This is a genomic window from Bradyrhizobium sp. 61, assembly GCF_023073075.1.
Classification (GTDB): domain Bacteria; phylum Pseudomonadota; class Alphaproteobacteria; order Rhizobiales; family Xanthobacteraceae; genus Bradyrhizobium; species Bradyrhizobium barranii.
Window position 1 is genome coordinate 28,043 of record NZ_JADPIU010000047.1, and the last position, 26,598, is coordinate 54,640.

Annotated in this window: 24 protein-coding genes; 14 read left to right on the forward strand and 10 right to left on the reverse strand. The window is 64.5% G+C overall.

Annotated features, from left to right (window positions below; genetic code table 11):
* The first annotated feature begins 9 nt into the window (after positions 1 to 9).
* The 3 genes from IVB46_RS13545 to IVB46_RS13555 all read left to right on the forward strand — a co-directional run bounded on the left by IVB46_RS13545 (position 10) and on the right by IVB46_RS13555 (position 4,720).
* Positions 10 to 2,142, forward strand: coding sequence for a type I secretion system permease/ATPase (locus IVB46_RS13545; protein ID WP_247311355.1), 2,133 nt, complete (start codon positions 10 to 12; stop codon positions 2,140 to 2,142).
* Entirely contained in the window at positions 2,129 to 3,577 is a 1,449-nt protein-coding gene (locus IVB46_RS13550) for an HlyD family type I secretion periplasmic adaptor subunit (RefSeq protein ID WP_247311352.1), read from the forward strand. The genes IVB46_RS13545 and IVB46_RS13550 overlap by 14 nt, the downstream gene beginning before the upstream one ends.
* A gap of 177 nt (positions 3,578 to 3,754) precedes the next feature.
* The gene (locus IVB46_RS13555) at positions 3,755 to 4,720 is read left to right on the forward strand and encodes a tripartite tricarboxylate transporter substrate-binding protein (protein ID WP_247311349.1); all 966 of its coding nucleotides are present in this window, start codon (positions 3,755 to 3,757) and stop codon (positions 4,718 to 4,720) included.
* An 83-nt stretch (positions 4,721 to 4,803) separates the two neighbouring features.
* On the opposite strand, the gene IVB46_RS13560 is transcribed toward IVB46_RS13555, so the two are convergent.
* The 3 genes from IVB46_RS13560 to IVB46_RS13570 form a co-directional block, all read right to left on the reverse strand.
* Positions 4,804 to 6,666 (reverse strand): ABC-F family ATP-binding cassette domain-containing protein, encoded by a 1,863-nt coding sequence (locus IVB46_RS13560; protein WP_247311346.1) that lies wholly within the window; start codon positions 6,664 to 6,666, stop codon positions 4,804 to 4,806.
* A gap of 57 nt (positions 6,667 to 6,723) precedes the next feature.
* Positions 6,724 to 6,897 carry a hypothetical protein gene (locus IVB46_RS13565; protein WP_166096073.1) on the reverse strand — a complete coding sequence of 58 codons (174 nt, stop codon included), beginning with the start codon at positions 6,895 to 6,897 and terminating at the stop codon, positions 6,724 to 6,726.
* 216 nt (positions 6,898 to 7,113) lie between these two features.
* Positions 7,114 to 7,368 (reverse strand): sulfur globule protein precursor, encoded by a 255-nt coding sequence (locus tag IVB46_RS13570; protein WP_212480965.1) that lies wholly within the window; start codon positions 7,366 to 7,368, stop codon positions 7,114 to 7,116.
* 311 nt (positions 7,369 to 7,679) lie between these two features.
* Here IVB46_RS13570 and ndk point away from each other — a divergent pair, with 311 nt between their 5' ends.
* The 4 genes from ndk to IVB46_RS13590 all read left to right on the forward strand — a co-directional run bounded on the left by ndk (position 7,680) and on the right by IVB46_RS13590 (position 12,864).
* Positions 7,680 to 8,102 (forward strand): nucleoside-diphosphate kinase, encoded by a 423-nt coding sequence (gene ndk, locus IVB46_RS13575; RefSeq protein WP_027535388.1) that lies wholly within the window; start codon positions 7,680 to 7,682, stop codon positions 8,100 to 8,102.
* Between the two features lie 41 nt (positions 8,103 to 8,143).
* Entirely contained in the window at positions 8,144 to 9,004 is an 861-nt protein-coding gene (locus IVB46_RS13580) for a TerC family protein (RefSeq protein ID WP_135215298.1), read from the forward strand.
* Positions 9,005 to 9,639: 635 nt separating this feature from the next.
* Positions 9,640 to 11,685 carry a TonB-dependent siderophore receptor gene (locus tag IVB46_RS13585; protein WP_247311343.1) on the forward strand — a complete coding sequence of 682 codons (2,046 nt, stop codon included), beginning with the start codon at positions 9,640 to 9,642 and terminating at the stop codon, positions 11,683 to 11,685.
* 24 nt (positions 11,686 to 11,709) lie between these two features.
* Positions 11,710 to 12,864 (forward strand): PepSY-associated TM helix domain-containing protein, encoded by a 1,155-nt coding sequence (locus IVB46_RS13590; protein WP_247311340.1) that lies wholly within the window; start codon positions 11,710 to 11,712, stop codon positions 12,862 to 12,864.
* Here the strand turns inward: IVB46_RS13590 and ppx are convergent.
* From ppx to IVB46_RS13610, 4 genes are all read right to left on the reverse strand, one after another.
* Positions 12,861 to 14,363 (reverse strand): exopolyphosphatase, encoded by a 1,503-nt coding sequence (ppx, locus tag IVB46_RS13595; protein WP_041957841.1) that lies wholly within the window; start codon positions 14,361 to 14,363, stop codon positions 12,861 to 12,863. The genes IVB46_RS13590 and ppx overlap by 4 nt on opposite strands.
* A gap of 15 nt (positions 14,364 to 14,378) precedes the next feature.
* Positions 14,379 to 16,571: an RNA degradosome polyphosphate kinase gene (locus IVB46_RS13600; RefSeq protein WP_247311566.1), complete on the reverse strand. Its 2,193-nt coding sequence runs from the start codon at positions 16,569 to 16,571 to the stop codon at positions 14,379 to 14,381.
* 144 nt (positions 16,572 to 16,715) lie between these two features.
* The gene (locus tag IVB46_RS13605) at positions 16,716 to 17,393 is read right to left on the reverse strand and encodes a DnaA/Hda family protein (RefSeq protein ID WP_247311338.1); all 678 of its coding nucleotides are present in this window, start codon (positions 17,391 to 17,393) and stop codon (positions 16,716 to 16,718) included.
* 112 nt (positions 17,394 to 17,505) lie between these two features.
* Positions 17,506 to 18,048: a CDP-alcohol phosphatidyltransferase family protein gene (locus IVB46_RS13610; RefSeq protein WP_071914606.1), complete on the reverse strand. Its 543-nt coding sequence runs from the start codon at positions 18,046 to 18,048 to the stop codon at positions 17,506 to 17,508.
* Between the two features lie 154 nt (positions 18,049 to 18,202).
* Here IVB46_RS13610 and purM point away from each other — a divergent pair, with 154 nt between their 5' ends.
* Both purM and purN read left to right on the forward strand, forming a co-directional pair.
* The gene (gene purM / locus IVB46_RS13615) at positions 18,203 to 19,276 is read left to right on the forward strand and encodes a phosphoribosylformylglycinamidine cyclo-ligase (RefSeq protein ID WP_247311335.1); all 1,074 of its coding nucleotides are present in this window, start codon (positions 18,203 to 18,205) and stop codon (positions 19,274 to 19,276) included.
* A 29-nt stretch (positions 19,277 to 19,305) separates the two neighbouring features.
* On the forward strand, positions 19,306 to 19,959 hold the full coding sequence (gene purN / locus IVB46_RS13620; protein ID WP_038957360.1) for a phosphoribosylglycinamide formyltransferase: 654 nt from the start codon (positions 19,306 to 19,308) through the stop codon (positions 19,957 to 19,959).
* A 95-nt stretch (positions 19,960 to 20,054) separates the two neighbouring features.
* Here the strand turns inward: purN and IVB46_RS13625 are convergent, their stop codons facing one another.
* Positions 20,055 to 20,261 (reverse strand): cold-shock protein, encoded by a 207-nt coding sequence (locus IVB46_RS13625; RefSeq protein WP_007591938.1) that lies wholly within the window; start codon positions 20,259 to 20,261, stop codon positions 20,055 to 20,057.
* Positions 20,262 to 20,633: 372 nt separating this feature from the next.
* Here IVB46_RS13625 and IVB46_RS13630 point away from each other — a divergent pair, with 372 nt between their 5' ends.
* Positions 20,634 to 21,782 (forward strand): autotransporter outer membrane beta-barrel domain-containing protein, encoded by a 1,149-nt coding sequence (locus IVB46_RS13630; protein WP_247342961.1) that lies wholly within the window; start codon positions 20,634 to 20,636, stop codon positions 21,780 to 21,782.
* A gap of 20 nt (positions 21,783 to 21,802) precedes the next feature.
* Here the strand turns inward: IVB46_RS13630 and IVB46_RS13635 are convergent, their stop codons facing one another.
* The gene (locus IVB46_RS13635) at positions 21,803 to 22,843 is read right to left on the reverse strand and encodes a LysR family transcriptional regulator (RefSeq protein ID WP_071914600.1); all 1,041 of its coding nucleotides are present in this window, start codon (positions 22,841 to 22,843) and stop codon (positions 21,803 to 21,805) included.
* 71 nt (positions 22,844 to 22,914) lie between these two features.
* On the opposite strand from IVB46_RS13635, the gene IVB46_RS13640 reads away from it, so the two are divergent.
* The 4 genes from IVB46_RS13640 to IVB46_RS44885 all read left to right on the forward strand — a co-directional run bounded on the left by IVB46_RS13640 (position 22,915) and on the right by IVB46_RS44885 (position 24,933).
* Positions 22,915 to 23,532, forward strand: coding sequence for a hypothetical protein (locus IVB46_RS13640; RefSeq protein ID WP_063983665.1), 618 nt, complete (start codon positions 22,915 to 22,917; stop codon positions 23,530 to 23,532).
* Entirely contained in the window at positions 23,519 to 24,139 is a 621-nt protein-coding gene (locus IVB46_RS13645; protein ID WP_063983664.1) for a GNAT family N-acetyltransferase, read from the forward strand. The genes IVB46_RS13640 and IVB46_RS13645 overlap by 14 nt, the downstream gene beginning before the upstream one ends.
* A gap of 25 nt (positions 24,140 to 24,164) precedes the next feature.
* Positions 24,165 to 24,728 (forward strand): isochorismatase family protein, encoded by a 564-nt coding sequence (locus IVB46_RS13650; RefSeq protein WP_063983663.1) that lies wholly within the window; start codon positions 24,165 to 24,167, stop codon positions 24,726 to 24,728.
* A 73-nt stretch (positions 24,729 to 24,801) separates the two neighbouring features.
* Positions 24,802 to 24,933, forward strand: a complete 132-nt coding sequence (locus IVB46_RS44885) for a hypothetical protein (protein ID WP_256468603.1) — start codon at positions 24,802 to 24,804, stop codon at positions 24,931 to 24,933.
* Between the two features lie 30 nt (positions 24,934 to 24,963).
* On the opposite strand, the gene IVB46_RS13655 is transcribed toward IVB46_RS44885, so the two are convergent.
* The gene (locus IVB46_RS13655) at positions 24,964 to 26,556 is read right to left on the reverse strand and encodes an FAD-dependent monooxygenase (RefSeq protein WP_346016127.1); all 1,593 of its coding nucleotides are present in this window, start codon (positions 26,554 to 26,556) and stop codon (positions 24,964 to 24,966) included.
* Positions 26,557 to 26,598: the final 42 nt, after the last annotated feature.

The following is a 26,598-nucleotide window of genomic DNA, read 5'->3' on the forward strand; positions in this document are numbered from 1 at the left end:
AGAACGCCCATGACCACGAACGCGGTCTCGACCGATACGGGGTTGGACGCGCTGCTCACCCTGCTGCATTTGCAGGGTGTTGCGGCCGACCGCGACCAGCTCAGGCACCGGACCGGAACGGCTATCTTTGGCGCAGCGGAGATCATCCGCTGCGCCAAATCTCTCGGCCTCAAGGCACGAACCTATCGAACGCAGTGGAGTCGTCTGTCGGGCAGCCCGCTGCCGGCGATCGCGATACTGCGCGACGGCAGCTTCATGGTCATCGCGAAAGCCTCCGCCGACAAGGTGCTGGTGCAATCGCCGCAGACCCAGCGCCCGGTGCTGATGGAGCGCGACGAGCTGTGCGCGATCTGGGACGGCGGATTGATCCTGATGGCCCGGCGCGCCGGGCTATCCGACCTCGGGCGCCATTTCGATATCACCTGGTTCATCGGCGCGATCGGCAAGTACCGGCGGCTGTTCGGCGAGGTGCTGGCCGCCTCGTTCTTTCTGCAGCTCTTCGCGCTGGTCTCGCCGCTGTTCTTTCAGGTCGTGATCGACAAGGTGCTGGTGCATCGCTCGCTGTCCACGCTCGACGTGCTCGTCGTCGGCCTGGTCGTCGTCTCGCTGTTCGACACGGTGCTCGGAATCCTGCGCAATTATCTGTTTGCGCATACGACCAACCGCATCGACGTGGAGCTGGGGGCGCGGCTGTTCCACCACCTTCTGGCATTGCCGATGGCCTGGTTTCAGGCGCGGCGCGTCGGCGATTCCGTGGCGCGGGTTCGCGAGCTCGAGAACATCCGCAATTTCATCACCAGCTCGTCGCTGACGCTGCTCATCGACCTGTTCTTCACCTCGGTATTCCTGGCGGTGATGTTCGCCTATTCGCCGCTGATGAGCTGCATCGTGCTGGCATCGTTCCCGTTCTACATCGCGATCTCGGCGGTGGCGACGCCGCTGTTTCGCCGCAGGCTGGACGAGAAATTCCGCCGCGGCGCCGAGAACCAAGCTTTTCTGGTCGAGAGCGTCAGCGGCATCGAGACGCTGAAGGCGATGGCGGTCGAGCCGCAGATGCAGCGCCGGTGGGAAGAACAGCTCGCCGGCTATGTCTCGGCGAGTTTTGGTGTCACCAGCCTTGGCAACACCGCAAGCCAGCTCGTCCAGTTCGTCAGCAAGGTCGTGACCGCCGCCATTCTCTATGTCGGCGCGCGCCTCGTGATCGGCGACGCATTGACCGTCGGCGAGCTCGTAGCCTTCAACATTTTTGCGGGGCGCGTTTCGGCGCCCGTGCTGCGGCTGGCCCAGGTCTGGCAGGATTTTCATCAGGCGCGGCTCTCGATCGCGCGGCTTGGCGACATCCTCAACAGCGCGGCAGAGCCGGCTTATTCGGCGGCGCGTGCGGGGCTGCCGCCGATCCGGGGCAATATCCGGTTCGAGCACGTGTTGTTCCGCTACCGGCTCGATGGGCCGGAAATCCTGCATGACGTCTCGTTCGATGTTCCGGCCGGGCAAACCGTCGGCATCGTCGGATCGTCGGGCTCGGGCAAGAGCACGTTCGCCAAGCTGGTGCAGCGGCTCTACGTTCCGCAAGGCGGCCGCGTGCTGATCGACGGAATGGATCTTGTGATGACCGATCCGGCCTGGCTCCGCCGTCAGATCGGCGTGGTGCTCCAGGACAACATGCTGTTCAACCGCTCGGTGCGCGACAACATCGCGCTGGCCGATCCGACCCTGCTGATGGACCGCGTCATGGACGCAGCAAAACTTGCGGGCGCGCATGATTTCATTCTGGAGCTTCCCGAAGGCTACGACACGGTCGTCGGCGAGCGCGGCTCGACGCTCTCGGGCGGGCAGCGCCAGCGCATCGCGATCGCCCGCGCATTGGTGACCAATCCCCGCATCCTGATCTTCGATGAAGCGACCAGCGCGCTCGACTATGAAAGCGAACGGATCATCCATGAGAACATGAAGGAGATCGCGAGGGGCCGCACCGTCCTGATCATCGCGCATCGACTGTCCACCGTTCGCGGCGCCGATCGCATCTTCACGCTCGAGCGTGGCCGTCTGGTCGAGGACGGCACGCATGACGCCTTGATCAAGACCGGTGGCCGATACGCGGCCCTGCATCGTCTCCAGGGAGGGATCTATGAGGTCGGCTAGCGCGGCGCCGGCCCCGCGGCCGGAGCAGACCGTCGTTCCCTTCCGGAAAGCGAAGGGGCGGCGCACTGAAGAGATCGCCTTCCTGCCCGCGGCGCTTGAGATTGCCGAGGCGCCACCGTCACCGATCGGCCGGGCCATCGCGATCGCCCTGATGCTCCTTGTCTGCGCGGCACTCGCGTGGTCGGCATGGGGCACGATCGACATCGTGGCGTCCGCTACCGGGAAGGTGGTGTCGAGCGGGCGAAGCAAGGTGGTCCAGCCGTTCGAGACCGGGGTGGTGCGCGCCATCCACGTGCAGGACGGGCAGGCGGTCAAGTCGGGCGACGTGCTGATCGAGCTCGATCCGACCGTGAATGCCGCGGAGCGCGATCACCTGCACGACGATCTCATGGCCGAACGGCTCAATATGGCGCGTCTCCGCGCCGCATTGGCAAGCGGCGAAGATGCCTCCACCGATCTCGTCCCGCCTGCGGATGCCGATCCCTCGCTGGTCGCGACTCAGCGGCAGCTTCTTGCCAATCAGGTCAGCGAGCATCGCGCCAAATTGGCGTCGCTTGCGCGCCAGCAGGCGCAGAAGGAGGCCGAGCATCAGACCATTGCGGCGACGATCCACAAGCTGGATGCGTTGCTCCCGGTCACCCAGCAACGCGTCGATATCCGCAAGATCCTGATGGAGAAGGAAATCGGCTCGAAGCTGACCTATTACGAGACCCTTCAGCTCCAGATCGAGCAGCAGGAGGAGCTTCGCGTCCAGAGCAGCCATCTGAAGGCAGCCGAGGCAGCCGTCGCCGCGATCCGGGAGACCCGCACCCAGGCGGTGGCGGAGTATCGCAAGAGCCTGTCCGACGAACTCGCCAAGAGCGAGCAGAAAGCCAATGGCGTCGCGCGGGATCTGATCAAGGCGCAGCAGCGGACTCGGCTCCAGCAGCTGACCTCGCCAGTCGACGGCGTCGTGCAGCAGCTTGCGGTCCACACCGTGGGCGGTGTGGTCACACCCGCGCAATCGCTGCTGGTGATCGTGCCGTCAGATACGCGGCTCGAGGTCGAGGCGATGATCTCCAACCGCGACATCGGCTTCGTCGAGGCCGGGCAGGACGCCGCCGTCAAGATCGACACCTTCAACTTCACCCGCTACGGTCTGCTGGAGGGACGGGTGCTGAGCGTCTCGCAGGACGCCATCATCCGCGATCGTCCGCCGGGAAGCGACCGCGCGCTCGGGACGCCGCGCGACAGCAGCGAGCCCAACGGGCAGGAGCTGAGCTACAGCGCACGCATCTCGCTCGATCGCACGCAAATGCAGGTGGACGATCGCCTCGTCAGCCTGTCACCGGGAATGGCCGTGACAGTGGAGATCAGGACCGGCTCGCGCACCATTTTGAGCTACCTGTTATCTCCGCTTCAGCGCTACCGACAGGAGATCATGCGGGAGCGGTAGATCCCATTTTGCTCCAGCGGAGCCGTATCACGCCTGCCCACCATTCGTCTCGCCGGCGACGTCGCCATTCTCGGCGCGGATCATCGTGATTGCGACACTTTTGCAGAGGTCGCTTTCCTGATGGCCGTGCGGCCGGGGATGCGCTTTTATGGCGCGATAAAGAATCTTGGAGGGAACATGCGTTTCATCACGATCGTGTCGGCTCTGCTTCTGTCGCTCGGCGCAGCGGTCGCCCAGGACTATCCGTCCAGGCCCATCACCGTGCTGGTGCCGTACGCCGCGGGTGGACCGACGGACACCATCGCGCGCCTGACCGCAGCAAGCATGGCGAAATCCCTCGGGCAGCAGATGATCGTCGAGAACGCGACCGGCGCCGGCGGCACGATCGGCACGACGCGCGCCGCGCGCGCCCAGCCGGACGGCTACACGCTGCTGGTCCATCATGTCGGCATTTCGACCGCGGCCACGCTGTATCGCAACCTGAGCTACGACACGAAGACGGCCTTTGCGCCGATTGGGCTCGTGACCAATGCGCCGATGACCATCATCGCGCGTCCGGACTTCCCGGCCGACACGCTCAAGGAACTGGTCGCCTACGCCCAGCAGCAGGGCGACAAGCTGACTTACGCCAATGCCGGGTTAGGTGCGGCATCGCATCTGTGCGGCATGCTGTTCATGACGGCGATCCAGAAGCAGCTCACCACGGTGCCCTACAAGGGCAATGGGCCGATCATGAACGATTTGCTCGGCAAGCAGATCGATCTCACCTGCGACCAGGCGACGAACACGACCGGGCCGATCACGGCCAAGCAGGTCAAGGCCTACGCGGTCACCACCAAGGAGCGGCTGAAGAGCCTGCCCGATCTGCCGACCGCCGACGAGGCCGGCCTCAAGGGGTTCGAGCTCGGCGTCTGGCATGGCCTCTATGCCCCTAAGGGCACGCCGCCCGCGGTCGTTCAGAAGCTGACGGCGGTGCTCCAGGCCGCGCTCAGGGATCCCGCGTTGATCGCCCGGTTCAACGACATCAACACCGAGCCGGTCCCTCAGGACAAGGCGACGCCGGAGGCGCTCGGGGCGATGCTGACCAGCGAAGTCGACCGCTGGGCGCCGATCATCAAGGCGGCGGGGCAGTATGCCGATTGAGTAAAGGGCCAACTGCTGAGCGGCTTGCAGGCAGGTAATTTGTTACCCGTACTGTGCATGGGGTTGTTTTTCAGATTTTGAGTCTAGCCCGTCACCTCGTCGAACTGCGTGCTCGCCTCCAGCCACTGTTCCTCCGCACGCGCCAGCGCGTCGGCGGCGTTGGCGCGCGCCTTCGACAGTTGCGCGGCCTGCTTGGGATCCCGGGTGAAGATGTCGGGCAGGGCGAGCGCGGTGTCGATCTTGGTGATGATCTCGCTGACGCGGGCGATCTCGCTCTCGGCTTCCGCGATGCGCTTCTTCAGCGAGCCACGATTGTCCGATCTCGGGCGCTGCGGCTTCTCGCTCGCGGCGCTACGCTCGCGCGGGGCGGGCTCGCCGTTGCGCGCCGACAGCACCAGGCGGCGGTACTCGTCGAGGTCGCCGTCGTAATTGGTCACGGTCCGGTCGGCGACGATCCAGAGTTGGTCGGCGCAGGACTCAATCAGATAGCGGTCGTGCGAAACCATGATGACGGCGCCGGGGAATTCGTTGATCGCCTCCGCAAGCGCAGCGCGGCTGTCGATGTCGAGATGGTTGGTCGGCTCGTCCAGAATGATCATGTTGGGGCCGAAGAAGGTCGCCAGCCCCAGCAGCAAGCGCGCCTTCTCGCCGCCGGACAATTTCCCGACCTTGGTATCGGCCGCCTTGCCGGAGAATCCGATGGCGCCGGCGCGTGCGCGCACCTTGGCCTCGGGCGCTTCACCCATAAGCTTGCGGACGTGGTCGTAGGTCGAGGCATCCTCGTTCAATTCGTCGAGCTGGTGCTGGGCGAAATAGGCAATCGAGAGCTTGTCGGCACGCGTCACCTTGCCCGAGAACGGTGCGAGGCGGCCCGCGAGCAGTTTCACAAGCGTCGACTTGCCGTTGCCGTTGGAACCAAGGAGCGCGATGCGGTCGTCATTGTCGACGCGCAAGGTGACGCGGTTAAGCACGGGCGTGTTCGGATCGTAGCCGACCACGACGTTGTCGGCGGCGATGATCGGCGGCGACAGGATTTTCTCCGGCGCGGGAAAGCTGATTTCGCGCACGTCCTGGGTGACCAGCGCCGTGATCGGCTTCAGCCGCTCCAGCATTTTTACACGAGATTGCGCCTGGCGGGCTTTCGAGGCTTTCGCCTTGAAGCGGTCGACGAAGGCCTGCAGACGGGCGCGTTCGGCTTCCTGGCGCTTGACCGCTTTGGCATCGAGCAGTTCGCGCATGGCCCGTTGCTCCTCGAAGGAGGAATAGGTGCCTTTGTAGAGCGTGAGCTTGCCGCGCTCCAGATGCAGGATCTGGTCGACCGAGCTTTCCAGCAGGTCGCGGTCATGGCTGATCACGATCACCGTGCGCGGATAATGCGCAAGGTGATCCTCGAGCCACAGCGTGCCTTCGAGGTCGAGATAGTTGGTGGGCTCGTCGAGCAGCAGGAGGTCAGGGGCGGCGAACAGCGTGGCGGCGAGCGCGACGCGCATGCGCCAGCCGCCGGAGAATTCGGCGCAGGGGCGGAGCTGATCGGTGGCGGAGAAGCCGAGGCCGGACAGGATCGCGGCCGCGCGGCTCGGCGCCGAATGGGCGTCGATGTCGACGAGGCGGGTCTGGATCTCGGCGATCCGGTGCGGGTCGGTCGCGCTCTCCGCTTCGTGAAGCAGCGCGTCGCGTTCGAGGTCGGCCTTGAGCACGACGGAGATCAGGCTTTCGGGGCCGTTCGGGGCCTCCTGCGCGAGGCTGCCGACGCGCCAGCGTGGCGGCAGGGTGACCGTGCCGTGCTCGGCCGCCAGTTCGCCGCGGATCACCTTGAACAGGGTCGACTTGCCGGTGCCGTTGCGCCCGACCATGCCGACGCGCGCGCCGGGCGTGATCTGCACGGAACTCTGGTCAATCAGAAGGCGTCCGGCAAGGCGGATGGAGAGGTCGGTGATAGCAAGCATGCGGCCTTGTCACCGCAAGGCGCGTCGAACGCAACCCGTTTTTGCGTGAGCCTCACGTCAGTGCGAATCGCGGTCGCGCTGCTTCAACTCGTCGAGGAGCTGTTCGAGATGCGTCGGAAGCCGTGGTTCGGGGCGCAGGCTCTGCTGAAGCCGTTCGCCCACCGCATCGCAAATCGAGCGGCTGGTGCGCCGGTCGATCTGTTCGCTGTCGTTGGCAAAAAGGCCAGCCATTGTGGGGTTCCGTGTTCTCAAAGTGATGACACGGTACCAAGTCCTTGGCCCCCCAAATGGTTTCGCCGCTCGCGGACATTGCCCGGCACTCTAGTAAAAATTGCATGAAGCCGGGCAATAGCCGCCCAAATACAAAGCCCCGGCGCAGGGGAACGCCGGGGCTTCGCTTGGAAGGTACCTGGGGGGCCTAGGTACCTCAGGAAGGTGCTGACGGGCTCAGTAGCAGCGGTTGATCAGCCGCCAGCGGGGTCCCCAGGGGGGCGGGACCAGCCGGCGCACGTAGCAGCCGCCATAACCGTAGGAGACGGGGCCGCCGGCATAGAAGCGCGGTCCACCCCAGCCATGATGCCAGCCACCGCCGCCGCCGTGCCAGCCCCAGCCGCCATGCCAGTGAGCGGAGGCGGAGGTCGGCGCCAGCGCGGCACCCAGCGCAACCGCGGCGACAGCGGCAAGCGAAAGTTTCCTCAACATGGTGATCTCCTAAAGACTGCCGGCGCGGGGCTATCGCGTCGATGGAAAGGCCGCCGAAACGGTCTGCCTGATGATCGGGCTTTCGGTTTCGATAGGCCCGACCTTACGCTGGCGAAGCTGAACCAAGCCCTGAACGGAGCCTTCAGATTGGGTTCATCTGGATGAAATCTCGGTAATCCATGACTAGATCCGGCGGGGCAGCCTGCGGCGAAGCGTCCGGGGGCGGTTTTGGCGGTCGCTTGCCGTCCGGCAAAGGCGCCGATATAAGCCCGGCAACTCCGAACCACCGCTTTCTTCTCAAGGACAAGATTATGGCCATCGAACGCACTTTCTCGATCATCAAGCCCGATGCGACCGCGCGTAACCTGACCGGTGCGGTCAACGCCGTGATCGAGAAGGCGGGCCTGCGCATCGTCGCGCAGAAGCGCATCCGCATGACCAAGGAACAGGCCGAGACCTTCTATGCCGTGCACAAGGCGCGCCCGTTCTTCGGCGAGCTCGTCGAGTTCATGACCTCGGGCCCCGTGGTGGTCCAGGTGCTGGAAGCCGAGGGCGCCATTGCCAAGTACCGCGACGCGATGGGCGCGACCGATCCGTCCAAGGCCGCCGACGGCACCATCCGCAAGCTCTACGCAAAGTCGATCGGCGAGAATTCCGCTCACGGCTCGGATGCGCCGGAGACCGCCGCGATCGAAATCGCGCAGTTCTTCTCGGGCAACGAGATCGTCGGCTGATCAGCCGATAGGTTAATATCGACGGGGCGAAAGGACGTATTGTGAACTGGCTCTGGCAGGTCTTCGATCCCGCTACGATCGGGGCATTCTTCACCCAGTTTCGCAACGAGATGGCCGAACCGACCTTCTGGATTGCGGTCGGCAAGATCATCTGGATCAACATCCTGCTCTCCGGCGACAACGCGCTTGTGATTGCGCTCGCCTGCCGCGGCCTCAAGCCGCGGCACCGGCTGTGGGGCATGATCTTCGGCGCCGGCGCAGCCGTGCTGCTGCGGATCATCTTCACCGGCATCGTCGCGAGCCTGATGGAGCTGCCGTACCTCAAGCTCGTCGGCGGTCTCGCGCTGATCGTGATCGCGGCGAAGCTCCTGGTGCCGGAAAACGAAGACGAGGAGGGCGTCGAGTCCGCCTCGCATCTGTGGCAGGCGGTGCAGATCGTCGTCGTCGCCGACATCGTCATGAGCCTCGACAACGTCATTGCGGTCGCCGCCGCCGCCAATGGCAGCGTGCCGCTGCTGATCCTCGGTCTCGCCATCAGCGTGCCGCTGATCGTCGCCGGTGCGGCCCTGATCATGGCGCTGCTCGCAAAGCTGCCGGTCCTGGTCTGGGCGGGTGCAGCACTGCTCGGCTGGATCTCGGGCGAGGTGATCGCGACTGATCCCGGCATCGCGCCGAAGCTGCACACGCTGTTCGACGGCCCGCTCGGCGCCTCGCTGGACAGCATGCTCGGCGCACTTCGCATCCCGCCCCAATTCGCCCATGGCGGCGGAGGCGGCGAATATCTCTGCGCCGCCCTCGGCGTCGTCGTCGTGCTGGTCGTCGGCTCCATCTGGCGCCGGCGCAGCCTGAGCGCGGCCGCGCTGGAGTCCTCAGAGCGCCACGCCAAGGCCTCGGCGGAGTAATCTCTACGGCATGATCTGGTTTTGCTTGCCTCTTCCTGGCGGGGAGAGGTGTTGCGCGCGATCATTCCGACAGACGTTGCGACAGCAGCCGTCCCCACTGAACCGGTCATCATAGCTCCGCACGCTGGCGCGCATTGCCGCCCCATGGCGGACTCGCGCGTCAGGCGGTCACGCACAGTGCGGTCCGGCACTTCGTAAGTGACCCACAGCGCTCTCAACCTCTGCGCGATTTAGACTTTGACTTATTATAAACTACTGAAAATAAAGGCGTTTTTATTGACTTGGCGGCTGATGCCGCGGCACGTCGCTCCGGTATTTATTCCTGTCAAACCGGAAGCTGTTGAGAAATGTCTTCGAGAGCCACCTGCCGCCCTGTTGCTATTCTTGCCGCTACCGTCAAATCACATCCGAAGTTCTCCAGACCGACGGCTTTCGCGGCCTCTCTGGTCTCCATCGCCTTGTTCGGCGACGGCTTCCTTCACCGCACCAGCGCGCAAAGCGCTGCGCCGGAGACGGCGACAGCCTTGCCGGCGGTGACCGTCACCGCCGACGTGCCGAGGCAGCGTGCACGCCCGCGTTTGAACCCAAGTCGAAGGGCGGGCCGTCAAAGCGCGCCCGCGAATGAGCGGGCCAGGATGCAGGCGGAAGCGAAGCCCGCTGCCGCAAGGCCCGGCGCACTCCCGCCCTCCTACCCAGGTGGGCAGGTCGCCCGCGGAGGCCAGGTCGGCTTGCTGGGCAACAGGGATTTCATGGACACGCCGTTCAACATCACCAGTTACACGGCGAAGAAAATCGAAGATCAACAGGCCAGCACGATAGCCGACGTTGTCAGCAACGACCCTTCGGTCCGTTTCACCGGCCAGACCGGCGGCATTCTCGACTCCTTCTTCATCCGCGGCTTTCCGATCGGCGAGGGGAATGTCGGAGAAATTGCCTTCAACGGTGTCTACGGTGTTGCACCGAACTACCGTGTCTTCACCGACTACGTCGAACGGATCGAGATCATCAAGGGCCCGACCGCGCTGCTTTACGGGATGGCCCCGAACAGCAGCGTCGGGGGCACCATCAATATCGTCCCGAAGCGTGCCTCTGATGTCGATCTCACACGGGTTACCACCGACTATGCGACGAACAGCCAGTTCGGCACGCATCTCGACGTCAGCCGACGGTTCGGCGAGAACCGCGAATTCGGAATTCGCGTCAATGGCAGCTATCACAATGGTGATACGCCGCTGGACAACCAGAACCGGGAGGCGCATGTCGGCGCCGCCGCATTCGATTATCGCGGTGAGAAATTCAGAGCATCGCTCGACTTCATCGATCAGGAAGAAAAGTTCGACGCGCCCACGAGACCGTTTCTGGTCGCAACAGGCGTAGCTGTCCCGACCGCGCCGGTCGGGAGGCGCAATGTCACGCAGGCCTGGGAATGGGCCAAGGTTCATGACAACTCGCTGCTGGCGCGCGCCGAATACGATGTGACGGATTCCGTGACGGTGTTCGCCGACGGCGGTGGGGGCAGGACCCAGGTCGATCGCTTGTTCGGCACGCCGACGATCCTGAACGCGGCCGGCAACACCACGTCGACACCGGGACGCTTCAAATTCGATATCGACAGGAATGTCGCCGACGCCGGTGTGCGCGCCCGGTTTGAAACCGGCGCGATCAGTCACGCCGTGAGTTTCCAGGGCAGCTACTACACGGATCAGATCTCACGCGGCTCTGTGTCCGGGACGCCGGTTCTGTCCAACATCTATGCGCCGATCACCCGTCCTGAGCAGCTCGTTGCTGCTCCCGCGACTGTTCCGAAGCTTTCGGATACCGAATTGACCGGCCTTGCGCTGGCTGACACTTTGTCGGTTTTTCAGGAGCGCCTTCAGCTGACCGTCGGCGTGCGCCAGCAGGGGGTGAAGTCCAACAACTTCAATACCACCACGGGAGCGGTCACGTCCTCCTATGACCAGACGGCGCTCACGCCGATGGTCGGCCTCGTCGTCAAGCCCTGGAGCAACGTTTCGCTCTACACCAACTACATCGAAGGGCTCAGCAAGGGCGACGTCGCACCGACGATCGCGAGCAATCAGGGGGAAGTTCTTGCGCCTTACTTCAGCAAGCAGCACGAGGCAGGCGTGAAGGTCGACTTCGGAATGCTGGCCACCACGATCAGCGTGTTCCAGATCACCAAGCCGTCGGGACAATTGGGTGTCGACAAGATCTTCCGGGCCGACGCCGAACAGCGCAATCGCGGCCTGGAGTTCACCGTATTCGGAGAGGTGCAGCCGGGCATACGTGTCCTTGGCGGCGTGACGTTGATCGATGCAGAGCTGACAAAGACAAGCACGCCAACCAATCTCGGCAAGACGCCGATCGGTGTGCCTCAGGTGCAGGCAAACCTGTCCGCCGAATGGGACACCCCGTTCGCACCCGGACTGACGCTGGTCGCAAACACCATCTATACGGGACACCAATATCTGGACGCGGCGAACACGCAGGTCGTTCCGGCCTGGACGAGGCTCGACCTGGGTGCCCGCTACAACACGCGGATCAACAACCGACCGGTGACGCTGCGGGCCCTGGTTCAGAACGTGTTCGATACCAATTACTGGGCCGGCGTGGCGAGCTTCTCCGCATTGTCGCAAGGTGTACCGCGAACCCTGCTATTGTCGATGTCGACGGATTTCTGAGGCGGGTCGGCTTTGACGCGCGCAATGGCGATGTTGCCGGCCCCGAACCTCACCGGACGTGCACGGCGCGGGCTTCTGTGGGCTCATCGCTGGCTCGGATTGCTCGGCGGCATCGTCGTGGTGCTGATCGGCCTCACGGGTAGCTTCATCGTCTTCTATCGGGAAATCGACGCCGCCCTGAACCCCGCGCTTTACACTCCCGCCGGTCGGGAACGAGAGGCTGCGCTGAGGGAGGTGATGCGCGCCGCCGCGGCAGCGGATCCCGCGCCGATTGCCACGATCCTCGCGCCGGATCGGACCTGGCCGGTCTGGGTCGTGATACACGCGCATGAAACTGCGAAAGGCCGCTACCCGAATCGCTGGACGACCATGGTCGATCCTTCGAACGGGAAGGTGCTCGGGCGGCGTGACTACGTCAACGCGTTCTCCCTCAAGGTTTATCGTCTGCACTACACGCTGCTGCTCTACGAGTGGTGGGGCAGAGAGCTGGTCGGCGTTGTCGGGTTCATGCTGCTCGGCCTGGCCATGTCGGGCCTCATCTTGTGGTGGCCGAGGCCGGGTCGATTCTGGCGATCGGTGTCGGTCCGGAAGGACGTTTCGCTGCTTCGATTTGTTTTCGACGTCCACGGCACGGCCGGCTTTTGGGCGCTGCTCGCGCTCACGGTGATCTCGATGACCGGCGTCGGGATCATTTTTCCCGACGTCGTGCGTCCCATCGTTGGCCTCGTGTCGCAACCGACAGCCGATCCCTCGCCGCGGATCGAAGCGCCGCCCCCCACGGGGACACCGCCGCTATCACCCGATGCGATCATGCGGAGCGCGCAAGCGGCCAAGCCGGGCATGGCGGTTGCCATGCTGAGCCCGCCCACCGAAACGCGCAACACGTGGCGGGTGCAGTTCCGGGCCGCGGGTGCTGATCCCGCGGTACGTGCCCGGGGGGCGATCTGGCTCGATCCATGGAGTGGCGCAGTGGTGCACGATCGCACTTCGGCCGCGATGTCGATGGGGGATCGCTATCTGGCCGAACAGCTCTGGATCCATAACGGCGCGACGTTCGGGCTGATCGGGCGCCTGTTCGTGTTCGCAACCGGCTTCGCACCTCTCGCCCTGTTCATCAGCGGCGCGATCATGTGGCTCAAGAAGCGTCCAGGGAGAATCAGAACCGGCTGGCGAGTCTAGCGCCGCACGATCGAGCCGGAGCGGCCGATCAGGCGGGCGAGGGCGCGGAAGCGGCTGCCGACGCGGTCGGCGACGAGGTCGACGAGCCGGTGCTCGAACACCAGCATCAGATTGCGGCCTTGGCTGCGGAAATGCGTGGCCGGCAGCACACCCGGACGTGCCGCCGAGATCAGATGGGCGACGCGGAACGCCGCGCCCAGCAGACGGGCGCGTTCGAGCTGGGCCGGTGTCAGCAGTTCCTGCATGGTCACCGGCGGCTGGTTTTCCTCGCTCAGGCCGGCATAGCGGTAGAACACGGACAGGCCGACGAAGGCGCGCTCGGTGTGGGTGATTGCGCCGAAATTGCCGTTGACGACCAGGCTCAGCGTCTGCTCGCCGCGATGGTCGGGATGCACGCGCCAGCCGATGTCGGAGAGCAGGCACGCGGTGTGGCGCAAGCGGCGGTCCTCTTCGGTCTCGCGCAGCTTCACCACGCGCGCGAGGCGGTCGGTCCAGGCGATCAGCTCGCGGGCGTGCTTTGCGGAACGCGACAGCAGCTGATTGAGCTCTTCCGCGGCGCAGATCAGCCCGTCCTTGTTGCGCTCGGATTCCGACAGCTTCTCGTGCAAGAGGCCCTCGCGCACGCCGAAGGTCGAGAACACGATGGACTTGGGTTTCGCCACGCGGATGATGTGCTCGAGCACCAGCGCCGCATAGGTGAGGAGCGGGCGCCTGGCATCCGCGACGATCTCGATGTCGGCCAGCATGTCGGCGGCCGCAAGCCGGCGGAGCCGACGCGAAAAGTCGAGCGCTTCAGCTGCGGAAATGGAGTAGCCGTGCATCACCTGGAGCGGATAGCCGCTCTGGATGATGTGGATGCGCGCGAGCGCGCGCCAGGTGCCGCCGACGGCGTAGAAGGTGCGGCCGCGGCCGGCGGTGAGCTGCGGCACCTCGTCGAGCTCCTCGCGCACGATGCGGTCGGCGCGCTTGAGCGATTTGTGCGCGAGGTCCTGGAGCGCGAGGCCGCCGAGCGGCAGCGTCACGCCGCTGCGCACGCTGTTCTTGCGCACGTCGATCAGCTCGAGCGAGCCGCCGCCGAGATCGCCGACAATGCCATCGGGATGATGGATGCCGGAGATCACGCCGAGCGCCGACAGCCGCGCCTCGCGCGGGCCCGACAGGATCTCGATCTTCACGGCGCAGATGCGCTCGGCTTTCGCGATGAAGTCGGGGCCGTTGGAGGCATCGCGGCAGGCTGCGGTCGCAATCGCAAACACGCGACCGACCTGCATGACGCGGCACAGGGCCCGGAACCGCTTCAGCGAGGTCAGCGCCTTGTCGACGGCATCGGGCGCAAGCAGGCCCGTGCTCTGCACCTCGCGCCCGAGGCCGCACAGCGTCTTCTCGTTGAAGATCGGAATGAGGCTCCGCGTCAGTCCCTCGTAGACGACGAGACGGACCGAGTTGGAACCGATATCGATGACCGCGACGCTCGAGCCGCGCTTACGCGGCCGCTTCACGTCCTCGATCCCGGATCAAGATTGATGACGTTCATTACGGCGCGTGAGACGGCGCGGCGAGGATTCCTTGAGCGACTTTCCACGGCCAGATAGACTCGGATTTGTCATGAAGTAGTTGTGGACGTTGAAAGGCTCCTCGCCCTTCGCGGTCTTCATACGCGTCGAGGACCCGTCCGGCAACAATTGCCAGCTCTGCTCATTGTCCTTCAGATTCGCGACCATGATCTGTTCGAGAACCTGCTGATGCACCGTGGGATTTTGCAGCGGACACAGCACCTCGACGCGGCGGTCGAGGTTGCGTGGCATCATGTCGGCCGAGGAGATATACACAGCCGCTTTCGCGCTCGGCAGGCCCTGGCCCATGCCGAAACAGTAGATTCGGCCGTGTTCGAGGAAGCGCCCGATGATCGACTTGACGCGGATGTTCTCCGACAGGCCTGGAATGCCGGGCCTGAGGCAGCAGATGCCGCGCACCACGAGCTCGACCTGGACGCCGGCTTGTGAGGCCTCGTAGAGCGCGTCGATGATGTCGGGGTCGACCAGCGCATTCATCTTCATCCAGACCGCGCCGGGGCGGCCATGCCGCGCATGCGCGGTCTCGCCTTGGATGTGCTCGATGATGCGCTTGCGCAACGTCAGCGGCGACACCGCCATCTTTTCCAGATCGCTCGGCGCGGCATAACCGGTGATGAAGTTGAACACGCGCGCCGCGTCGCGGCCGATGGTCGGATCCGAGGTGAAGTAGGAGAGGTCGGTGTAGATACGTGCGGTGACGGGGTGATAATTGCCGGTGCCGGTGTGGACGTAAGTGGTGAGGCCGCCGCCCTCGCGGCGCACCACCATCGAGAGCTTCGCGTGCGTCTTCAGTTCGAGGAAGCCGTAGACGACCTGCACGCCGGCGCGTTCGAGGTCGCGGGCCCAGCGGATGTTGGCCTCCTCGTCGAAGCGCGCCTTCAATTCGATCAGCGCGGTGACGGACTTGCCGGCTTCGGCGGCTTCCGCCAGCGTGCGCACGATCGGCGAATTGTTGGAGGTGCGGTAAAGCGTCTGCTTGATCGCGACGACATCGGGATCGCGGGCGGCCTGCTGCAGGAACTGCACCACCACGTCGAAGGATTCGTAGGGATGATGGACGACGAGGTCCTTCTGCCGGATCGCGGCAAAGATGTCGCCGCCATGCTCGCGCACGCGCTCGGGATGGCGCGGTACGTAAGGGGTGAATTCGAGATCGGGCCGGTCGAGGCGGGTGAGCTGCGAGAGCTCGTTCATGGCGAGCACGCCGTCGACCAGGAAGACCTCGTCGTCGGCGGCCGACAGCGCATGCTGCACGAAGCTGCGCAGCTCCTCCGGCATCTTGCCGTCGATCTCGAGCCGGATCACCGACCCGCGGCGGCGGCGCTTCAGAGCGGTCTCGAACAGGCGGACGAGGTCTTCGGCCTCTTCCTCGATTTCGAGCTCGGAGTCGCGGATGATGCGGAAGGCGCCCTGGCCGTGGAGATTGTAGCCGGGGAACAGGCGGTTGATGAACAGCCCGGTCGCCTGCTCGAGCGAGATCAGCCGCACGACCTTGCCCTCGGCCGGCAACCGGATGAAGCGGTCGATCTTGCCGGGCATACGAATCAGCGCGTTCATCTGCTTGCCGTCGGCGGCGCGCGTCAGCTGGAGCGCGATGGTGAAGCCGAGGCTCGGAATGAACGGGAAGGGGTGAGCCGGGTCGATCGCGAGCGGGGTCAACAGCGGAAACACGTTGTTGAGGAAGTAGTCCTCGATCCAGGTCCGTTCCGCCTTGGTGACGTCCTTGCCGTCGACCAGTGCGATGCCGACGTCGGCCAGCGTGCTGCGCAGGTCGCGCCAGATCGCCTGCTGGTCGGAGGCGAGCTGCGAGACGGTGCGGTTGATCAGCGCGAGCTGCTCGGACGGCGTCAGGCCATCGGGCGCGCGCTCGGCAATGCCTTCGCGCACCTGGGCCTTGATGCCGGCGACGCGAACCATGAAGAATTCGTCGAGGTTATTCGCTGAAATCGACAGGAATCGCACCCGCTCCAGCATGGGGTGGCTGGGATTGACCGCTTCCTCCAGGACGCGGCGGTTGAAATGCAGCCAGGAGAGCTCGCGATTGATGAAGCGCTCGGGACTTGAGGCAATCGCCGGCAGGCCCTCGGTCTCCGGGGCTTTTTCTTTAATTTCAACAGCTTGCGCAGAGTCCATCAGAAGTCGATCCATCCAGTTCGCCCCAATTTGCGACTTATGCGCAAAACCGGCGGGAGCATGTGTTAGTCCGATGACGTTTCGATGACATTGATGTTCCGCCGCTGCGCCGCGTCAAGCGGCCTTGGAGCCAGGGCGGAAGGGTCAGGCGTCCCGAAACAACTCGGCGGCCAGCGCCCGCGTGACGGGGCGACCGAGGCGCAGGGCCTCGCTGTCGAGCAGCTCAACGGCCTCCCGTGCGGCCGCCGAAGACCGCTCCAGGCGGGTGGCGAGGTAGCTGACCACGCTCTCATCCACGGCGAGCTGGCGGTCGGCGCAGAACTTGACGATCAGGCCGCGGAAGAGCTGGTCGTCGGGCGGCAGCAGCGAGATCACAGGCACCGCGCGCAGCCGCGAGCGCAGGTCGCGCAGCTCGATCTCGAGCGACGCCGGTACCTCGCGGCCGGTGAAGAGCAGGTAGGCCCCATCCTCGCGGGCGAGGTTCATCAGATGAAACAGGGCCCGCTCGTCGAGCTCTTTTGCCCTGAGATCCTCGACCACCAGCGCGCCGGTGGCGAGCGCGCCCGGGACGTTTTCGGCGGTCAGCCCATTGGCTGTGGTCGAGCGGGCGCCGGAAGCCTCGGCCCAGATCGCGGCGAGATGGCTCTTGCCGCTTCCTTCCGGGCCGGCCAGCCACATGATCCGGTTCGGCCATTCAGGCCAGGCATCGATGAGGGCAAGACCGGCTTCGTTGGCGGGGCCTTCGAGAAAATTGTCCCGGCTGAGGCTTTCCGCGTGCGGAAGCGAGAATGCCAATTGTCGGGGATGAACGCGGCCTGCCACGCTTGCTGTGCTCCGTGCCGGCGCGCCGGCTTCGTTTGAAGAGATTCGACTTCATCGAGCGGGAGTTGGCCTTTTAGGGGGCCGCATCCCGGTTCATTTGGCCTCGATTGTGCTACTTGGCTTCGATCGTACTCATGTGCCGCAGCCACTCGACGAGATAGAGCGACACGGAAGAGAGCGTGAAGACCGTGACGAGGCCCATCAGGATCATATCATAGGGCGCTGGTTTGAAGCCGAAGGCGAGGGAGGCTAGCACCAGCGCCGCATAGGCCACCTGGGCGGCGGTGTTAAGCTTCGACACCTTCGACGGCTTCATCTCGACCGGCTTGTCGAACAGCCAGGACACCATCACGGCGGCGACGATCATGATGTCGCGCGACACCACCAGGATCACGATCCAGCGCGGGATGTCCCCCCAGATGCCCAGCGCCAGATAGATCGAGACCAGCAGCGCCTTGTCCGCGAGCGGATCGAGCAGGGCGCCGAGCTCGCTGGTCATGTTGAAGCGCTTGGCGAGGAAGCCGTCGACCGCATCGCTCACGCCGGCAATGAGGAAGACGGCGAACGCAACCTCCATTTGGCTCGACACGATGGCCCAGACGATGATTGGGACCAGCATGATGCGGCCCAGGGTAATGATATTCGGAATACTCACGCGGCGCTTCCTGGCACCCGGCCTGACCTCGAATCCGGCCCGTTTGAAGGCTGAACCGGTTGATATCTACATAGTATAGGGCGGGGCGCCACGCTTGCCATTGCGCGTCCCCGGAATTCGACGTAACCAGCCGCAAACCCACTGGAAATCGGGCATGACCGACCGCAAAAACGGCCTCACTTACGCCGATTCAGGCGTCGATATCGACGCGGGCAACCGCCTGGTCGATCTGATCAAGCCGATGGTGCGCGCCACCGCGCGGCCCGGCGCCGACGCCGAGATCGGCGGATTCGGCGGCCTGTTCGACCTCAAGGCGGCCGGTTTCAAGGACCCCGTCCTGGTCGCCGCGACCGACGGCGTCGGCACCAAGGTCAAGATCGCGATCGAGACCGGCCTGCATGGCGGGATCGGCATCGACCTCGTCGCCATGAGCGTCAACGACCTCGTGGTGCAGGGCGCCGAGCCGTTGTTCTTCCTCGACTATTTCGCCTGCGGCAAGCTCGACCCGGAGGCGACCGCCTCGATCGTCGCCGGTGTCGCCGAAGGCTGCCGCGAATCCGGCTGCGCCCTGATCGGGGGCGAGACCGCCGAGATGCCCGGCCTCTACAAGGACGGCGACTACGACCTCGGCGGCTTTGCCGTCGGCGCCGCCGAGCGCGGTACCTTGTTGCCGCGCAAGGACATCGCCGCGGGCGATGCCGTGATCGGCCTTGCCTCTTCTGGCGTGCACTCCAACGGCTTCTCGCTGGTGCGCAAGATCGTCGAGCAGTCCGGCCTCAGCTTCGAGGCGCCGGCCCCGTTCGCGCCGGTCATGACGCTCGGCGGCGCGCTGCTGACGCCGACGCGGCTCTACGTCAAATCCTGCCTGCGTGCGATCCGCGAGACCGGCGCGGTGAAGGGGCTCGCCCACATCACCGGCGGCGGTTTCACCGACAACATTCCGCGCGTGCTGCCGAAAGATCTCGGCGTCGGTATCGATCTGGCGCGCCTGCCGGTGCTGCCGGTGTTCAAATGGCTGGCCGCCCAAGCCGGTATCGCCGAGCTCGAAATGCTGCGCACCTTCAACTGCGGCATCGGCATGATCGCGATCGTCGAGCCCGACAAGGTCGATCAGGTCGTGCAGGTCTTCAGCGATGCCGGTGAGACGGTGGCGCAGCTCGGTACCGTGATTCCGGCCGAGGGCGAGCACCGCGTCGTCTACAACGGCCACCTCGATCTGGCACAGTGATGACTGGCACAGTGATGACTGGCGCTGTGATGAAGCGCCGCGTCGCCATCCTGATCTCCGGCCGCGGCTCCAACATGTCCGCGCTGATCAGGGCCGCTGCTGCGGCGGAGTTTCCGGCGGAAATCTCGCTCGTCATCTCGAACAAGGCCGACGCTCTAGGGCTCGAACGCGCCAAGGCGAGCGGCGTGAACACGCTGGTGATCGAGAGCAAACCGTTCGGCAAGGACCGGGCCGGCTTCGAAAAGCTGCTGCAGGCCGCGCTCGACCAGCACGGCATCGAGCTGATCTGTCTCGGTGGCTTCATGCGCCTGTTCACGGCCGAGTTCACCAAGGCCTGGTACGGTCGGATGCTCAACATCCATCCCTCGCTGCTGCCGTCGTTCCCAGGGTTAGACCCGCACGGTCAGGCTTTGCGCGCCGGCGTCAAACTGTCTGGCGCGACAGTGCACTTTGTCATCCCTGAGACCGATGCCGGCCCGATCGTGATGCAGGGTGCGGTCCCCGTCAGCGACCACGACACGGGCGCTACGCTGTCGGAGCGCATTCTCGAGGTGGAGCACCGCATCTATCCCGAAGCGCTGCGGCTGCTTGCGACCGGCAAGGTCCGGATCGAGGGCGATGTGTGCAAGACGGCGGGTAGCGGGCCGTCGGAGAACTTCCTGGTTTCGCCGGTGGTGCGCTGAAGCGCCGTCGCACCGTGTTTCCTCTTCGCAAACAAAATCCCCCGGCAGAGCCGGGGGCATCGTCATGATCTCTCGCGCGAGAGCTTTGAGAGAAATCAGGAGACCTTGAGGTTCTCCGCGGATGCTTTGCCGCGGTTCTCCACGAGGTCGTATTCAACCACCTGGTTCTCATTAAGGGTCGAGAGTCCGGCACGCTCGACGGCCGAGATATGGACGAACACGTCCTTATCGCTGCCGTTCGGCTTGATGAACCCATAGCCCTTGGTCGGGTTGAACCATTTGACGGTGCCCTTTTGCGGCATCGCTCATCTCCTCCACTAGATACAAAAAAGACGCGGCCGCAGTTTCGCGTGCCACGCCACAAACGGGCTTCCGGTAGTCTGTTCGAGTCTCAATGTCGCGAAACGCACAGCCGAGCGGCCAATTCCGATTGTGTCCAATATTGCAACATGAAATTCGCGCGTTAGCAAGCGGCGCACGGCTTTCAAGATCGCGGCGGGTGTCGCTGTCTGCAATTTGCGACCTGTGGCAAGGGAACCACAATCGAGGCAATAGCCCCGCTCCAGCGCGCCAACCGGTTGACCCTGCGTGGCAGTTCGGCACAAATCGCCGCAAGCGCGCGCCGTTCGTGTTGCATTTTTGCGCTCCGCCACTTTGCTTCGGGATTAGTCGTCATGCGCTGCGCCTTGCAGCTCTCCGGGACACGGCAGACGGTTGGGCTGGGCCGTGTCCGCCGGATCGCGGCTGCGCTCGTCATGGCGCTTGGACTCGTCGTGATGATGTCTGCGACATCAGCCTTCGCGCAGAGTCCGACGCCCACGCCGACCCCGACACCCACGGCGTCACCGACCCCCATGCCGACCGCGACCAATTACGACCAGTCGGCCGGCAACAGTGCGCTCAATCTTGGCTCCAATTTCCTGGAGCGGCTCGGCAACCAGGCCTCTAGCGGCGTCAACCGTGCATCGCGCACCAATCCCGGTGGGGGCGGCGCCTCGGCGAGCACGGAGGATCCGCTCTACCGCACCTGGTTCGAAGGCTATGGCATCTCGGTCCGGACCGACGCGCAGGGCGACTTCGTCGGAGACAAGCGCAAGACCTTTGGCGGCGTCGCCGGTTTCGGCGCGCGGGTCGCGCCGGGCGTCAATCTCGGCTTCTCCGTCGACCAGAGCCATACCGACATCGACGTACCGCTGGCACTGCAATCGGCGACGCTCGACCTGACGCAAATCGGTTTCAACGGCTCGGTCGACAAGGGACCGTGGACCTGGGCGTTCGCGGTGGTGCACGGTTTCGGCAAGGTCCGTTCCAGCAGGGACACCGGCGTTGGTCTTGCGACCGCGGGTTATCGTGCCGCGATCGACGGTGGCCTGACCGAGATCAGCTACTACTGGACCAAGGACCAGATGCGCATCGTGCCCAAGGGCGCGCTCGAATATGTGCGCGCCACCAGCGCTGCGTTCCAGGAGGCCGGAGGGCTCGATCCAATGAACGTCGGCTCCACGGCACTCTCACGCGCGCGCGTGATGATCGGCGCGGAGATCGGGCGGTACTTCATCTACGACCAGAAAATCCTGGACCTGTCGGCCTACGGCAAGTTCGTCGACAATTTCTACCAGAACCTGGGAGCGGTGCAGGTCAGCCTGGGAACCCAGAGCATCGTCGTTCCCGGCATCGGGGAGAGCCGTTACGGCATGGATGCCGGCGCTTCGGCCTCGCTCAGCCTCACCAGCGTCGCGCGCCTCTACATCAACTATGACGGCAAGTTCCGCAACGAATTGACGTCACACCAAGGCACGGTCGGCTTCGAATACAGATGGTGAGGGCGAAGCGCGCCCTGCGTCTAAGTCGGCGTTGCCGCGACATAACCCGTTAGCCCAAAGCCCTCGCGCGCGGCCGTCATCATTGGCACCAGCGCATTCGGATGGATGAACTCGTCGCGGAAGCAGGGATAGGTCTTGGCATCGAAGATCTTCTTCAGCCAGTCGACCACGATCTTGTGGCGCTCGGAGTTGCGGAATTCCTTGTGATAGGTGAGCCAGAGATCGGCGTGGTGGCTGACACCGAGATCGACGGCAACGAGCGGTGCGCCGAGCGCGATCGACACGGTCGGCAGGAAGCCGATGCCGGCGCCGCGCTCCACCGCATAGAGCACGCCGACCGAGGAGTTGGTCTTGATCCCGACGATGCCTTCGAGCGACTTCAGTCCAAGCACGCGGGCGTAGGCGCCGTCGTCGACCTGCGGCGCGCTCTGCTTGATGATGCGATGGTTCTTCAACTCGGCGAGGGACGCCGGCACGCCGTAGAGGTTCTCGTATTCCCTGGAGACGAAGGGATAGATGTGCAGGCGGCCGAGCTTGGCGACGATCAGGTCGGGATTGGTCGGCGGCTCGAGCTGGATCGCGATGTCGGATTCAAGCCGGGCGACGTCGGCCTGCTCCATCGCGCAGCGCAGATCGACGGTGATCTTGCGATAGGTCTTCTGGAAATCGATCAGCCGCGGCAGGATCCAGAAATTGCCGGGGCCTTCCGTCACCGCGACGCGCACGGTGCCTGACGTGTCGTTCGACGATCGCGAGGCACGCCGGAAGACGTTGAAGGCATGACGCTCCATATGCGCGACGTCGGCGATCATCGCGGCGCCTTCATCGCTGAGCGTCAGTCCGCTCTGGTCGCGCAGGAACAGCTTGCAGTCGATGCTCTCTTCGAGCCGGTCGATCCTGCGCATCAGCGTGGTGGAGGTGAGGCCGAGTTCTTCGGCCGCGTTGCGGAAACTTTTATATTTTGCGCACGCTAAAAAGAGTTTCAAATCGTCCCAGGACGCGTCCAGGGCTTCTTCACGGTGCTGCATCAAAGCAGCACCCCGGTGCAATAACTGCTGCATACGCCAGATCCCCAACCGCTAAGGTCATCGTCATAGCGGGGCACTAAATCCTCGGACGATAGAGGGGTGACATGAGTATGGAAAGGGGCTCCTTTGCCGCAAGGCATGATTTCGATGCATTGCCGCTCAGTCCGGACGTCGATGTCCGATGTGCGCAATCTTCCGAAATTGCTGCGCTTTCCGACATGGCGCACCGGCTGGTGCCGGGTGTGCAGATCGGAACGGCAGAGCTTGCACGATATTTCACGTTCGATCCTCAGAGCATCCTGACGTTCAGTCGCAAGGGCAATCTGGTCGGCGGCATGGCCTTCTTGTTCCTCAACGACCGCGGACATGATGCGCTGCTGCTCGACGAGATCTGCCTGACCGCACCCGAGACACGCTATCTCGCTTCCGCGAAGGAAGACGTTGCAGCGATCTACATCTGGGCGATCGCGGCGACGGGCCGCGGTATCGCCGGTCTCGGCAAGGCCGCGGCTCATCTACGTCAGGTAAGGTTTCGCGGCGCGGATTGCTATGCGCAGCCGTCAACCGTGGCCGGACGCGACATCATGAAGGCGACGGGATTCGACCCCGTCCCGAGCTTCCAGCCCGATCTCTGGTGTTACGAGCGGCCCTGGCATCGGCAGCCGATGCGGATGCCGGGCGCGATCATCCAAACAAGGAGTTTTGCAGATGCACGGCACTAGGATTCCCCTCGCCAAGCCCGACTCCCGCGCCATCACCATTCGCCTCGCGCGCGATCCCAACGACCTCATGCTGGTCACCGCCATTCGCGCGGCGGTCTATCTCGCCGAGCAGGATTGTCCGTTCGACGAGGAGTTCGACGGCAACGACATGGTCGCAGCGCACTTCATCGGCTACGTCGGCAACGAGCCTGCGGGTTGCCTGCGGGTACGCTTCTTCGGGGATTTCGCCAAGGTGGAGCGGCTCGCGGTGCGTCATCAATATCGGCGCTCGCGCGTCTCGTTCAAGCTGGTGCAGGCGAGCGTCGACTATGTGAAGCGCAAGGGCTTTCGCAAGATCTACGGCCAGGCGCAGGACCGGCTGGTCGATTTCTGGGCTCATTTCGGCGCCAAGCCGCTCGGTCACAACCGCAAGATCACCTTCTCGGATTTCTCCTACACGGAGATGCTGCTGGAGATCGAGCCGGGGCCGGACGCCATCACGCTGGACAGCGATCCCTATGTGATCATTCGCCCCGAGGGCGATTGGGACCGGCCCGGCGTGCTCGACGCATCCGCGGGGCGGGCGGTGACCTCGCCGCTACGGGACCTCGCACTCGCCGATCACTGAAATTGGTGCAGCTCTGCGCAAGACAATGCTGGCTTCCATTACCGATGATCCGTCGATCCTGGTCTGTGCGGATCTCCAGGTCGAATATCTGACCCCCGGGCGTCGCCATGTCATCCTCGACGGCGAAGCCGCCACCGTGCGCTGCCTGGAGCTCCTGACACTGTGGCGCACCAATCTCTGGCCGGTGATGCATCTGAAGCGCATCGCCCAGGCGGCGTGGTTCAATCCGGCATCCAGGCTGACCGATTGGATCGCGGAGGCGAAGCCGCGACCCGGCGAAATGACTTTCGAGCACCCGCTGCCGTCGGCTTACAGCTCTTCGCGGTTCGTGGACTACATGTCCAATATCCGCAATGTGCGCTGCATTCTGGTCGGCTTTTCCCTGGACGAAACCATCCTGGCTACCGCCGTCGACGGGTTTCACCGCAGCCATCGCTACCAGATCGTCGCTGACGCCGTGGCCTGCCGGCAGCCGGGCACGGGCGATGCCGCCGTCTACAAACAGTCGGTGGTGAATGTGATCGGGAATTTTGCTACAGTCCATGCCAGCGCCGAACTGATCAGAACCAGCGGCGCCATCGCGGTCTAGGCGGCCGTGGTCGGCGGATGGATGGGGTGGGACATTGTCACGGGGGGACGAGCTCAAGGAGCTGGCAAGCGATTTGTCGCGTGCTGTGGAGACGGCGCGCAGCGTCGGCTTGCCCACGACGGTCTATCTGCTCTCGATGGCGCTGGTGGAGGTGAGGGAAGCCGCTCGCGCTGCCGACGAAGAGGATGACGACGGCGCGGCGTAGGGTTTCGGGCCTGCGGCGAAGGCGTTTCTCTCAGGATCGGCCGATGGCGCGCATCAGGATGTCGGATGCGTCATCAGCGCTGTCGCCCGCGTAGGCAACGAATTGATCGGGCCGCACCAGGATCAGCCGCGCCTCGTATTTCTCGCGGCCGCCTGATGCGGTGTCCCTGATCACCCTCAGCGGGATGGCAAGCCGCGCGGCGGCTTGCTCAAGAGCTGTAGCGGCGCCGCCGTCCGTCAGATCGATCAAGGTGAAGCCGTCGCCCAATTCCTCGAACACGTTCTTGCCTGACGACAGAGGTTGCGGCGTGAGGTGATGACCTGCGCGCGCCGGATAGGCGTGCGAGCCGATCGCGCTGCAGACAGCGCCGGCCGGACCAAAGACGATTGGTGACCCCTCGTAATTCGGCTCGAAGGCGTTGACCTCGGCGCGCGCGCCGGAGTGCCGCTCGTGCCAGGCGGCCTCGAAATCCGCCCGATCGCGCGCCGGATCGTGGCGGCGAAGAAAATCGCGGTCGCGGAAGATCGGCGTCTCGATGAAATCGCGCGCAGTGGACGCAAACACCGGACGCCGCTCGGCATCGTAGCTGTCGAGCAGACCGGCTGGCGCCCAGCCTTGCAGCGTCGCGGCGAGCTTCCACGCCAGATTTGCGGCGTCCTCGAAGCCGGTGTTGATGCCATAGCCGCCGTAGGGCGGATGGCTGTGCGCGGCATCTCCGGCGACGAAGACGCGGCCGGCGCGGTAGCTGTCCGCGACCGTGAAGCGAAGATCCCAGAATCCGATGTGCTCGAACTCGATGTCGAATTGTGCGCCGGCGGCATCGTGCAGCAAGCGTCGGAAATCGAAATTGTCGGCGGTGGTGTCCGCGGGAACGGGGGCATGGAAGAACCAGGTGCTGCCGAGATCGACCCGGCCGAAGAACTTCCAATAGCCCTCGAGGTCCGGATGCAACACGCTGTAGAACGACTTGCCTGGAAAGGCCTCGAGCAGTCGATGCAATTCGACGGAGCGAAACACCAGCAGCACCATCAGCCGGTCGTGGTCGGAGCGGGTCTGGGTGATGCCGGCGCGTTCGCGCACGATCGATCGGCTGCCATCGCAGCCGATCACGTAGTCGGCGCGAAGGCTCTGTATCATCCCGTCGCGATTTTCGATGTCGAGGCCCACGCCCTCGGCGTCAGGCCGGACATCCCGGCAGGTCCAGCCGTATCGCAGGTCAATGGAGGGAAGCTGTGCCGCCCGTTGCCGCAACACGGCTTCGGTCGCGTATTGCGGCAGGCGTTCGTTGTCGGTGAAATAGAAGGGGCGGACGAGTTCGCGCTGCAGCCAGTTGTAATTGTAGCCGCTGAGCAGCGTCCCGTAGCTGGTCATTCCGCCGATGCCATAGTCGGGAGGAATGGTGCGGGCCGCGCGCAGCGCTGCCTCCGCGCCCCAGAAATGGAAATGCTCCATCGTCCGCTGCGTGAGGTTCTGTCCCTTGGGGATCGGCTGCGGCTGTTCGTGGCGTTCCACGACGATGGTCCTGATGCCGCGCTGGCCAAGGCCGATCGCCAGACCCATCCCGACCGGTCCGCCGCCGACGATCACGACGGGCGCGTCGCTATCCGCTGAAGCCTGCCTCACATCGCTTCCCCACGATTGTCATCGCGCGAGGCGCGATCGCTC